Consider the following 13,334-nt stretch of genomic DNA (forward strand, 5'->3'; position numbering starts at 1 on the left):
TGCCAGGCAGGCTCGTCATGAGGGTATGGAACCGACGCCTCATGACGACCGGCCGCGCAACCCGCGCAGCGACGACGCCTGCCTGGGCGAAGCGCTGGACTGGATCGTGCGACTGAACCGCCTTCGCGTGAGCGAGACCGACGTGCTCGCGCTCGAGGGTTGGTGCGCGCGCAGCACGGCGCATGCGCGGGCCTGGCATGAGGCCACTGCGCTGTGGGCGCTGCTGTTGCCCGCCGCCTGCGAGCTTTTGCAGCGCAGGCGCCGTCGCGACGTGGCCGGCCGCTCGAGGGCGGCAGCCGGCGCGGCCGGCGGTTTCCGACACACCGGACGCAGCGCCGCATCGGGCCCTGCATCGGACACATCTTCTTCCCCGCAATTGCGGCCCAGGCACTCATGGTCTTGAATCCGTACACCCATCGTTCGCGCCGCAGCAAGGCGGAACCTCGCGAACCGGCCGCCAGCGGCGATCTCAGGCTGACGCCGCTCGCGCGCTCGGTGGCCGTGGCGCTGGCGGCGCTCGGCGCCCTGGCCCAGGCGCATGCGACCCAGGCCCTGAGCCCCGCGTGGTTCGCCAACAAGGGCGCGGCGCAGGCCGGTGCCGCGCAGACCGGTCGCCTGCCCAACGGCATGCCGGCATCGAGCCTCACGAACCCCGCACAACAGCAACAGCAGGCCAATGCCCAGCTGCAGCGTTCGATCGGCAACCTGAACCAGGCTGCGCAGGCCATCGCGGCCCAGCAGGCCGCGCAGGCGGCAGCGCGCGAGGCGGCGCTGCGCAACCCGTCGGCCGTTCCCGACGGTCTTGCCGAGGGCGGCCTGCGGGTCGATACCAACAGCCTCACCGCGGGCTGGCACAACGCCCAGGCGCCGGTTCAGTCGCAGCAGGCCGATGGCCGCACGAACGTCGCGATCCAGCAGACCGGCGACAGGGCCATCCTGAACTGGGAGACCTTCAACGTGGGGCGCAACACCACGGTGGAGTTCAGGCAGCAGGCCGACTGGGCTGCGCTCAACCGCGTCAATGATCCTCAGGCGCGGCCTTCGCAGATTCAGGGGCAGATCAAGGCCGACGGCACGGTGCTCATCGCCAACCGCAACGGCATCGTCTTCAGCGGCAGCAGCCAGACCGATACGCGCAGCCTGGTGGCCGCGGCCGCACGCATCAGCGACGAGCAGTTCAAGGCCAACGGCATCCACAGCGCGAAGACCAGCGACAGCTACGCCCCGAGCTTCACCGACGCAGGCGGCGCGGTGAAGGTGGAAGCGGGCGCGCAGATCACCACGCGCACGCCGACCTCCGTGAAGCAGGGTGGCGGCTACGTGCTCCTGCTGGGCAAGGAAGTGAGCAACGCAGGCAGCATCGCCACGCCGCGCGGACAGGCGCAGATGGCCGCGGGCGATTTCTTCATCGTGCGTCCGGGCCAGGGCACGGCGGCCAACCAGGCTTCCACCACGCGCGGCAACGAGGTGTCGCCGCAGTTCAATGCCGACAGCACGGCGGGGAGCGTGGTCAACACAGGGCTGCTGCAGGCGCCCGAGGGCGACATCACGATGGCCGGCCGCAAGGTGGTGCAGGACGGCGTGGCGCTGGCCACCACCACGGTCGACGTGCGCGGCACGATCCACCTGCTCAATTCGGCGAGCGACAAGCTCGGCAGCGTGACCGTCACGCAGCGCGCGTTGAACGCGGTGCTGCTGGACGACAGGAACGGCCGCACCGCGCTCGACAGCCAGCGCGAAGCCGCGATCGCCGAATCGGCGCAGCAGAACAGCCTTCGCACGGCCACCGGCGTCTTCGACAACCTCTCGCTGCTGGACGACCGGCAGGACCTTTCGCGCATCGAGATCGTCTCGGGCGGCAACGTGCTGTTCGAAGGCGGGTCCACCACGCTCGCGACCGGCGGCCAGCTGGCGGTGAGCGCGGGCAAGACCGGCGGGCGCAGCACGGTGGCCGACGGCGCGCGGCTCGACGTGTCGGGCGCGGTGGGCGTGCAGGTGGCCATGGCCTCCAACAACGTGCAGGTCAACATCCAGGGCAACGAGCAGCGCGACGCGCCGCTGAACCGCGACACCTCGATGCTGAACAACGCGAACGTGTGGATCGACCGCCGCAAGCTGGTGCGCGTGGCGGCGGGCACCGGCGGCTACGACAAGGAGCGCTGGTACACACCCGGCGGCCTGCTCGAAGTCGGCGGGTACCTGGGCCTGCAGGGGCACCGCATCGGAGAGTGGGCGGCGCAAGGCGGCAGCGTCACCTTCGGAGGCGGCGAGCTGGTCACGCAGGCGGGCTCGAACATCAACCTGTCGGGCGGCACGCTCGACGTGCAGACCGGCGTCATCCGCCAGAGCTGGCTCAAGGGCAGGGACGGGCGGCTCTACGAGGTGTCGAACGCGCCTGCCAACGTGGAGTACACCGGCCTGTACAAGGGCTTCGAGGACGAGCACAAGCGCTGGGGCGACAAGACCACGGGCTACTTCTACAACCCGCTGATCGGGGCGCAGAGCCGGCTGGAGAACGGCTACACCGTTGGCCGCGACGCAGGCCGGCTGGTGGTGGCGACCGGCGCGGCTGTGCTGGAAGGCGACATCACCGCCGCTGCGTACCAGGGGCCGCGCCAGACTGTGAAGGGCGATGCCGCACTCGACGGCTATGCCCAGTCGCACAACGCGGCGGCGCAGGCCGCGCAACTGGTCTTCGGCAGCTACACGACGGGCTACAACGCCCAGGCCGGACAGATGCCGGTAGGTACCTTCCGGGCGCTCGCGCCCACGTTCCAGCGCATCGTGTTCGACGACAAGCAGCCGGTGCTCGGCGCAGCCCTCGCACCCGAGACCGCGCTGCCCGAGGAGCGCAGGAACACGCTGTACCTGGACAGCAAACGCCTGAGCGGCTTCGGCCTCGGCGCGATCACGGCCGTGGCGGGCGAGAGCGTGACGGTCGACGACGCTCTCGCCGTGGCGCCGGGGGGCAGCATCGAGCTCTTCGCCACCAAAGTCGCGGTGAACGCGGACCTCGCCGCGCGCGGCGGCGCCATCGTGCTCGGCAATGCGGCGACGCCACTGATGCGCGCCGGCCTCACGCCCGTGCTCCTGGCGACACCGACGGCCAAGAACCCCGGCGAAGTCGTCGTCGCCAAGGAGGCGAAGCTCGACGCGCGCGGACTCTGGACCAACCTGCAGCTGGACCCGGAAAGCGGTGCCGGCCTGCCGTACATCGACGGCGGCCGCGTCGACATCCGCAGCGCGGGCGCGGTGACGCTCGCGGGCGGCACGTCGATCGACGTGTCATCGGGCGCGGCCGTGCTGGCCGGCGGCAAGACACGCGGCGGGCGTGGCGGCGACGTGACGCTGGGTGCGGACATGCTGCCCTCGGGGCAGGGCACGCATGCCATGCTGACGATCGACGGCGACATTCGCGGCTACGGCGCCAACGGCGGCGGCACGCTGAAGCTGATTTCGGGCGGAGGCATCGTCGTCGGCGGCCAGGTGCGCGGCGCCGGCGGCGGCGTGCTGAATGCGGGCGAGCGCGCGCCTCTGGACCTGATCCTCCTGCAGGACTATCAGGTCCGGGCCGGAGATGTGCTCCCCGTGGACTACAGCTACGAGCGCAAGCGCGCGCAGCCGGGCGAGGCGGTGGGTAGCGTGCCGGTCTTCGGCACCGACGCGCCGAATGCCGTGGTCCTCGCGGCCGACTGGACGCCCCCGCAGGCAGCCGTGGGCGCCCTCAGCGCCTATGTCCTGCAGGTCATCGTCAATGGCGTGCCGCGAAGCATTGCCGTGGGCCGGGCAGGGGACGGGACCGTCATCGAGACCCTGCCGGCGGGCGCCACGCTGATCGGAATCTCCTCGACCAGCGTCTTCCCGCTGGGATACGTGCTGCCGGCGAACGTCTTTCCGAACGGAATTTCGGTCGTTCCCCAGAACGTGACGGTCGCCGCCGGCAACGCGGCGCCGGCGGATTTCACGATCAGGAGCGGCGCGCAGGTGGCGGCCGGTTCCGTCTTCAGGCAGGACGTGGCCACCCGGTCCAACACCGCGATCGACGCCGGCGTGCTGCGCTCGGGCTTCGCGCGCTACGACCTCAACGGCCATCTCGGCGTCGTCGTGGCCGACAACGCAAAGCTCGATGTCCGGATGCCCGCCTACCGGTTCACCGACGGGTCGAAGACCGTCGCGACCGGCACCGATCCCGCTGCCGCGATGGAGCTGTGGACGCCCCCCCTGTGGACGGAAGACCCGGTGAAACGCACGCTGACGCAGCGCGGCGGCGCCAGCCTGACCCTGCAATCGACGGTCGCCTCGGGCACCGAGTCGACCTTCGGCGGCCCGATCGACATCCGCCCGGGTGCTTCGATCGACGTCGATCCCGGCCAGTCGATCACCCTGCTGGGCCGCGACGTCACTGTCGACGGCCGGCTCACCGCGCCGGGCGGCACGATCGCGATCGACCGGCCGCAGACCACGGCGCTGGGAACGCCGGGCCTGATCTGGATCGGCGGCAATGCCGTGCTCGATGTCGCGGCGCGTGCGGCGACCGCGCGTGACACCTTCGGCCGTACCTACGGACAGGTGTCCGACGGCGGCACGATCAGCATCGGCGGTGCGCTCGACTGGGACAAGACGGGCGAGGCCAAGGCCGCCGACGCGTTCGTCGTCATCCGACCGGGTGCGCTGCTCGATGCCTCGGGCGCCAGTGTCGTGCTCGATCCTCCGGGCAATACCACCGGCCCGGTTCCGGCGTCCATTGCCGTAGCCAGCAATGGCGGCTCGATCGTGCTCAAGTCCAACCAGGGCCTGTACCTCGACGGAACGTTGCGCGCGGCCGCGGGAGGCGAAGGCGCCGCGGGCGGCACGCTCGGCATCGCGCTCGCGTCGCCGGTCTATGACAAGGCGACCACTCGCGGCGACGTGCTGCGTCATCGCGAACTGGTGCTGGCGCAGGAGCAGGGCCACAGCGCGGTGGCGGCGGGGCAGAGCGCGGCGGACGCAAGGCGCGGGCTGCTCACCGGGACCGCGCGCCTCGGCGTCGACCGCATCGAGGCCGGGGGCTTCGGCAATCTCTCGATGCTCGTCGACGGCTCGCTGAGCTTCGACGGCAACGTCGTGCTCGGCATGAGCCAGAGCCTGCGCATGTATGCCGGCACCTACGCGCACAGCGAGAAGACGGCGCCGGGCGCGACGGTGTCGCTGTCCGCGCCCTACGTGCGGCTGGCGGGCACGACGCGCAGGGCCACGGGCGAGGGCCGGATCATGCCGATGGCCCATTGGGAGAACGGCCCTTCCCTCCAGCAGGCCGATGGCGCGTTTTCCGTGCTCGCGGACCTGGTCGACGTGCGGGACGCGGTCGGCTTCGGTACCCGCGCGAACGTCGATCTCGGCCTCTCGGGCTACACGGTGGACCGGCGCGGGTTCAAGGAAGTTGAGCTCACGAGCCGCGGCGACGTGCGCCTGCTCGGCTCCTCTCTTGTGACGCAAGGCAACGTGCGCCTGACCGCCGCGCAGATCTATCCGGGAACCGGCACGAGCAACTCGATCGTGGCCGGCTATGTCCGGGGCGCCGACGCGCGCCAGAGCTACGCACGCGACAGCATCATCGCCATCCGCCGCCAGGGCGAAGGCGAGGTCGCGATGCCTTACTCCGCCTTCGGCCGCATCACCTTCGGTGCAGAGACCGTCGAGCAGGGCGGCATCGTGCGCGCGCCCCTGGGGCAGCTGACCCTCGGCACGGAGTTCGACCCGGTCACTTCGGCCACGAACCGCGTGACGCTGCTGCCGGGCAGCATCACCTCGGTGAGCGGCGCGGGGCTGCTGATGCCCTACGGCGGCACGGTCGACGGCCTGAGCTACCAGTACAACGGCCAGCCTGTGGCGCTGCGCAGCGTGAGCGACCAGGCCAACGGCATCAAGGTGAGCACGCGCCACCTGGACGCACAGCAAGGCTCGGTGCTCGACCTGTCGGGCGGCGGCACCCTGGCCGGCGCCGGATTCGTCAGCGGACGCGGCGGTTCGGTCGACGTGCTGGCAACGCCGCTGGCCAACGCGAATCCCGCCAACGGCTTCAGCCGGGCCGGCAACGCGGTCTATGCCATCGTTCCCGGAAGCGCCGCGAGGTACGCGCCGGTGGCACCCGAAGCGGGCTTCGGCACGCCGGGGATCGGACAGCAGATCACCGTGCCCGCCGGCGTGCCGGGCCTGCCGGCGGGCACCTATACGCTGATGCCTTCCAGCTATGCGCTGCTGCCGGGCGCCTATCGGGTGGAAATCGGCGCGGCCGACCGCGTGGGGCTCTCGGGCGTCACGAGCATCGGCAACGGCTCCTATGTCGCGGGCGGCTATCTGGGCGTGGCCAACACGTCGATCCGCGAGGCGCTGCCGAACCAGGTCGTCATCACGCCGGCCGACAAGGTACGCACCTACTCGGGCTACAACGAGACGGACTACAACGCCTTCGTGCGCGCCGACGCGGCGCGGCTGGGCTTCCTGCGCGCGGCGATCACCTCGGATGCGAAGACGCTGGACATCATGCTGTCTCGCCCGTCCGCGGACGAGCAGGACCGGACCGCGCTGAAGTTCGACGGCGACCTGCGCCTCGATGCCCAACCCGCCAGCGCGGGCTTCGGCGGCACGGTGAACGTGCGCAACCTCGGTGAAGTTCTTGCCGCCGGGCAGTCGGCCGACGAGAAGCTGGCAGGAGCATCGGTCTACGACAGCGAACTGAACAGGCTGGGCACCTCGCGCCTGGTGCTCAACGGCGCGCTGGGCAACACCTACGGCCAGCGCGGGCGGATCGTCGAGATCGAAGGGGCCGGCAGCCTGGTCGTGCGCAGCGGCGCGAACCTGTCGGCGGGCGAGCTCGTCCTGGCGGGCGCGCCCCGCGTTGCGGACGGCCGGATCACCGTCGAGGAAGGGGCCTCGCTCGGCACGGTCGGCAGGACCACGAGGAGCTTCGGCTCGAGCGACGGCTATGTGTTCGTCGGCACCGGCGTGGTGGCGTTGTCCAACGGCTGGTTCAACCTCCTGCTCGCGCAGCCCAACGCGGCGCAGGGGCCCGGAACGGTCGCGATCGACATCGGACGCTGCGTGAGCGCGTCGTGCACCGGCGAGACCCGCATGGTGTCGGAGGGCACGCTGGCGATCGCCACCGGAGGATCGCTGGCCCTGGGCGACAACGTCTCGTATGGAACGCGCAACCTTTCGCTGGCGCTGGCCACGGTCAACCTCGGCGAGAACGCGAGCATCGCCGCCGCGGACGCCGGCGGGCAACTGCCGAACGGCCTCGTGCTCAACCAGGCGAGGCTGGACAGGCTGCTGGCCGGCAATACCGCCACGGGCGCGCCGGCCCTGGAGACGCTGACCCTCAATGCGCGCGATGCCGTGAACACCTACGGCGCGGTGAAGCTCGATGCATCCAGCCTCCAGCGGCTGGTGCTAGGCACGCCGGTGATCCATGGCTACGGCGCAGCCGGCGACGTGGCCGCCATTCGCGCCGGCGAGTTCGTCTGGACGGGCACCGAAGGCACCCCCGGTGCCTCTATCGCCGGGCTGCCGGGTGGCGGCACGCTCGACATCGCGGCCCGCTCGATCGTCCTCGGGCACGGCCCGTATGCGCAGGCCAACGGCACGCAGACCGATGCGCGGCTGGCGCTGGGCTTCGCGGACGTGAAGCTCTCGGCCTCGGAACGCGTGACCTCCGATGGCAGCAGCACGCTGTCGGTGTATCAGCGGCAGGGCGCCTACGTGCCGGGCACGGGCTATTCGTACGAGGGCGGCAACCTCGCGATCACGTCGCCGCTGCTGACAGGGCAATCGGGCTCGAAGACCCGAATCACCGCGGGTGGCGCAATCAGGGTGGCCGCACTCGAAGGCGCGGCCGCCACATCGAGCGACGCATTGGGCGCAACACTGGAGCTGAGGGGGAAAAGCATCGGCCTGGAGGGCAGCGTCGTGCTGCCCTCCGGCAGGCTGGTGCTGGCGGCGACCGACGACATCGTGCTCGGCGGCGCCTCGCGCATCGACCTGTCGGGCCGCAAGGTGGCGCTGTTCGACGTCGACAAGTACAGCTGGGGCGGCGACCTCGTGCTGTCCAGCGCGGCGGGCAACATCACGCAGGCTGCCGGCTCGCTGATCGACGTGTCCGCGCGTTCGCATCGCGGCGGCACCATCGAGGCGACCGCGCTGGGGGCGAACGCGGGGCACGTCGACCTGCGCGGCGCGATCCGCGGCGGCAGCAGCGGCACCTACGACGCGGGCGGCACGGTGGTGCCCTACGACGCGGGCGAACTCACGGTGCGCGCGCAGACGCTCGGCGACTTCGCCGGCCTCAACGCCCGGTTGAACGAGGGCGGCGTGTTCGGCGCGCGGCGCTTCCAGGTCAAGCAGGGCGATCTGGTCGTCGGCGACGGCGTGAAGGCCCGGGAGGTGTCCATCACCGCCGATGGCGGCAGCCTGCGCGTGGATGGCCGCATCGATGCCAGCGGCTTTCAGGTCGGAACGATTCGCCTCGCATCGAAGGGCGACCTCACCGTCAATGGCACGCTCGACGCGCACGGCACGGGCCTGCGCGTGGACAGCTACGGCAAGATCATCGACAGCCCCAACCGCGCCATCGTCGATCTCACCAGCAGCGAAGGCACGCTGACGCTGGGCGGCGGCGCGCGCATCGACCTGCGCGCCGGAACCGACGTGCCGGTGGGCACGAAGGCGGGCCAGAACGATGGCCGGGCGCGCGGCACGCTCGACCTGAATGCGCCGCGCACCGGCGAGGACGACGTGGCCGTGGCGGTCAATGGAACGCCGGCGATCCAGGGGGCGAAGACCATTGCGGTCAACGCCTTCCGCACCTACCGCGATGCGCCGCAGGCCAGCCTGCCCGACGTGTCGGGCGAACGGCCGCAGCTCATCACGCAGGGCTACCTCGATCGCATCGACACGGACAGCCAGCGCTTCATTGACGCTGCACTCGGCAACGGGGCCCTGCGCAGCCGGCTGTCCGGACTGGGCGCCTACCACCTGCGGCCGGGCGTGGAGATCGTCAGCGACAGCCGCATCAACCCGCAAGGCGGCCTCACGATCGAAGGCGACCTCGACCTTTCCGGCTACCGGTACGGCCCGGACGCCAACCGCGGCGATCCGGCCCGGCGCGGCTTCGGCGAGCCCGGCCGCCTGGTGATCCGCGCGGCCGGCGGGCTCAATGTCCATGGCAGCATCAACGATGGCTTCGCGCCGCCTGCCAAGACGCCGGACGACAACGGCTGGGTGCTGACCGAGGCCCACTTCCCGACCTTTGCCGGGTTCGGTGGCGACATCGTGGTGCCGATCGACAACGTGGTGCTCGACACGGGCACGATCTTTCCGGCGGGAGCGACGCTCAACTACAGCGTGGACGTGGCGGCGATGAAGCTGCCGGCGGGGACCGTGCTGCCGGTGGATGCCGTGCTCACCGGTCCGCTGAACCTGTCGGCGGGCACCGTGGTCGGCGCCAACATCTACAACGCCGACGGGTCGGTGGCCTACGCGGCCGGCACGGTGCTGCGAAACGTGGCGACGCTGACTGCCGGCATGCGGCTCGGCGCCGGTACGGCGCTGCGTGCGGCCGCGGACGTGGCCGCGCTGACGTGGCCCAAGGGCGTGGTGCTGCCTGTGACGATGACCACCACTGGCCAGACCAGGCTCGCGCGTGGATCGCTCATTCCGTCGTTGACCTCGGTCGAGCTCCCGGGCGACCTGCCCATCGACCTGCGCCCTTCGGCGAACGGCGCGCAAGGGCGCAACTGGGCCGTGGCGCCGATGCTCGGCGAAGGCGCCACTTCATGGGACGTGCAACTGGTTGCGGGCGCCGATCTCGGCTCGGCCGACCGGCGCGCACTGAATCCGGCCTCGACTGCGGCGATCAGGCTGGCGGATACGCATGCGATCAGGGACTACACGATCAGTGCCTCGACGATCTACTTATGGGGGCCCAACGACCTGGGCCACGAGGAAGGGTCGAAGGTCGACGACATCGATCTGATCTTGTGCGAGATCGAGCCCTCCTGGTGTGTGCCGGTCGCCGGCGGTCCACCAACCATCACTGGAAGCCGGATCGTTGCGCCGGCCTTCAGTGTGTTGCGAACCGGCACTGGCGACCTCGCACTGCTTGCCGCCGGGGATATCCGCATGGACTCGCTCTACGGCGTCTATACCGCCGGATCGGCGACGGCCGCCGACCCCGCTTACAGCCGGCCACGAGGCAAGGATGCGAGTGGGTCGCCGATCGGCCCGCAGTCCGAACTGCTCGACTATGGCTCTAGCCTGGCGGGTTATCGCGCCTGGTATCCCGACCAGGGAGGCAACGTGCTGGTCTCTGCCGGTGGCAACCTTGTAGGCGACCTGCTCGGCACGGGACTATCGAGCGCCATATCGGGCAACTGGCTCTGGAGGCAGGGCTCGGGCAAGACCGCCATCGATGAGGCGATTCCCACTGCATGGTGGATCAACTTCGGCGCTTACACGAGTACGGCGGACAAGGCGAATGACCGGAAGGCGCCGGATCTTGCCGGTTTCACCGGCATCGGCACGCTGGGCGGCGGCGACGTGCGCATCCGTGTCGGCGGCGAGGCGGGAGCGATCGGGCTGCGCGGACTCCAGACCAGCGGCACGGAGCGCAGCGAGGGTCTGGTGGTTGCCGTGGGCAGCACAGGCCGGGTCGGCGCCGATGGCACTCTCACGCTGACCGGCGGCGGCGACATCGACATGCGTATCGCGGGTGCGCTCAATCCCAATCGCAATCTCAGCGCGGGCTCGGAGAAACTCATTCTCACCGGCGCCATCGCGAACCTGCGCGGCGCCACGGAGGTCAGCGCCGGATCGATCGGCAGCCTGAGCCGGCAGTACCTCTCGGGCACGTTCAGGTTCTCCGATCCCGTCGACACGCGGGCCATCGATCCGTTCGTGTCGAGCTATGCCGATGCCCGGGGCGGCATCAACCTCGTGCCGGGCGACACGGCGATCCGGTTGCAGACACGCGGCGACCTGGTGCTCGGCGGGGCATCCGATCCGGGGCGCAGCGACACGCCGAACAGCTCCGCCTTCTCGGTGGGAGGGAAGGCGTCCCAGTCCGGCGGGCAGGGCTGGTTCAGCCTCTGGACCGGTCGCAGCGCGATCGACCTCGTCTCCGCCGGTGGCCATCTCACGCCCACGATGGCGTCCGGCGACGACACTCAGCTGCGCACCACCACGAAGGATGCGTGGATCGTCTATCCCTCGATCTTCCGGGCCGCGGCCCTGACGGGGAACCTCTACTACGGCTACGCGGCATTGCCGCATACGGTAGGCGATCCCGCCAAGATCGGCTACGGCCTGACCCTTGCGCCTTCCGCCACGGGCGAACTGGAAATGCTCGCGGGCGGCTCCCTCTACGCAGGCCAGTACTCGGTCGGCATGTCGGGCACGGGCACGGCATTGCCGACGCCCTTCAATCCGGCGTTCGTCGGCCAGGCCTACGGCGCCGGCAAGGTGCTCGCGACCAATGTGGCGGCGGACGGCCTGGCGATCTCGGGCACCACCGATACGCCGGTGCTTCTTCCGACGCTCTTCGCGTTCGGCCCGAATACAGCCGCGGTTCCCCTGGATCGCGCACCCGATGCGTCCCCCATGCGGTTCTATGCCGCCGGCGGCGACATCGTCGGACTGAAGACGGGCGAAGTCGTGACGCGCGGCGAAAGCACCTGGTACAACGCCGCCGCGCCGGTGCGCGTCATGGCGGGCAGGGACATCGTCAACACCGGTGTCGCGCCCGGAGGCTCGACCGTCGGGCCCAAGGAACTCTCGGGCAGCCTGCGCGGCAACCTCGTCGTCCACGACAACCCGACCGACGTCTCCATCGTTTCCGCCGGTCGCGACATCCTGTATGCCAATTTCGACGTGGCCGGCCCGGGCACGCTCGAAGTCTCGGCCGGGCGCAACCTGCTGCAGGCCGACCGCGGCGGCATCACCTCGATCGGGCCGGTGGTGCCGGGCGACAAGCGCCCCGGCACGTCGGTCGCGATCATGGCCGGCGTGGGGGCATCGGGGCTGGACATGTCGCCCATTCGCGCGCGCTACCTCGATCCGTCGAATCGCGCAGACGCTTCCCAGCCGCTCGCCGGCCAGCCCGGCAAGGCCGTGAAGACCTACGAGGCCGAGCTTGTCGCATGGCTGAAGGACCGCTACGGCTTCGAAAGCGGCGGCAGCACCGTACAGGCGCTCGCGTACTTCGACGCACTCACGCCCGAGCAGCAGCGCATCTTCCTGCGGCAGGTCTACTACGCCGAGCTGCGCGCCGGCGGCCGCGAATACAACGATGCTGCGAGCAGCCGCAAGGGCTCGTACCTGCGCGGCCGCGAGATGATCGCCACGCTGTTCCCCGACCGCGACGCGTCCGGCCGCGAGATCGCGCGCAGCGGCGACATCACGATGTTCGGCGGCTCGGGCGTGCGCACCAATTTCGGCGGAGACATCGAGATGATGGCGCCGGGCGGGCAGATCATCCTGGGCGTGCAGGGCGCGGTGCCGCCGGCCAGCTCGGGCGTGATGACGCAGGGGCAGGGCGACATCCGGCTCTTCAGCGAAGGCAGCCTGCTGCTGGGGCTGTCGCGCATCATGACGACCTTCGGCGGGGGCATCCTCGCCTGGTCGGAGAAGGGTGACATCAACGCGGGCCGGGGCTCGAAGACGACGGTGCTGTTCACGCCGCCGAAGCTGGTCTACGACAACGTCGGCAATGTCGAGATCTCGCCGCAGGCACCGAGTTCGGGCGCGGGCATCGCGACGCTGGCGCCGATTCCCGAGGTGCCGCCGGGCGACGTCGACCTGATCGCGCCGCTGGGCACCATCGATGCGGGCGAGGCCGGCATCCGGGTGTCGGGCAGCGTCAACGTCGCGGCGCTGCAGGTGGTGAACGCGGCCAACATCCAGGTGAAGGGCGAGTCGTCCGGCCTGCCGGTGGTGGCGTCGGTGAACGTGAGCGCGCTCACCAACGCGAGCGCCGCGGCCTCGCAGGCCGGCGCGGCCGCGCAGGAGGCGTTGCAGCGCGATCGCGCCGCGGCGCGGCAGGCGCTGCCCTCGGTGTTCACCGTGCGCGTGCTCGGCTTCGGCAACGAGCCGGCCGCCGGCAGCGGTGCCGGCAACAACAGCAGCAGCAACAGCAGCAGTGACGGCGGCGATGCCTCCGACGGCAGGAAGGGCGTGCAGGCCAGCTACAACCCGCGCAGCGTGATCCGCGTGCTGGGTGGCGGCGGCCAGCTGCCGCCGTCGGCGAGCCGGCAATTGACGGACGAGGAGCGCGCCAACCTGCAACGTTGACCTGCGCCCCTGCG

At 70.6% G+C, this 13,334-nt stretch carries 2 protein-coding genes; both read left to right on the plus strand.

Annotation, left to right across the window (positions count from 1 at the left end; genetic code table 11):
- Positions 1-25 precede the first annotated feature (25 nt).
- On the plus strand, positions 26-403 hold the full coding sequence (locus tag SFB74_RS06805) for a FecR/PupR family sigma factor regulator (RefSeq protein WP_432730011.1): 378 nt from the start codon (positions 26-28) through the stop codon (positions 401-403).
- Positions 400-13,320 (plus strand): filamentous haemagglutinin family protein, encoded by a 12,921-nt coding sequence (locus tag SFB74_RS06810; RefSeq protein ID WP_432730012.1) that lies wholly within the window; start codon positions 400-402, stop codon positions 13,318-13,320. Before SFB74_RS06805 ends, SFB74_RS06810 begins: the two co-directional genes overlap by 4 nt.
- The last annotated feature ends 14 nt before the right edge of the window (positions 13,321-13,334 follow it).

Source organism: Variovorax xiamenensis, from assembly GCF_050916385.1.
Lineage (GTDB): Bacteria > Pseudomonadota > Gammaproteobacteria > Burkholderiales > Burkholderiaceae_C > Variovorax.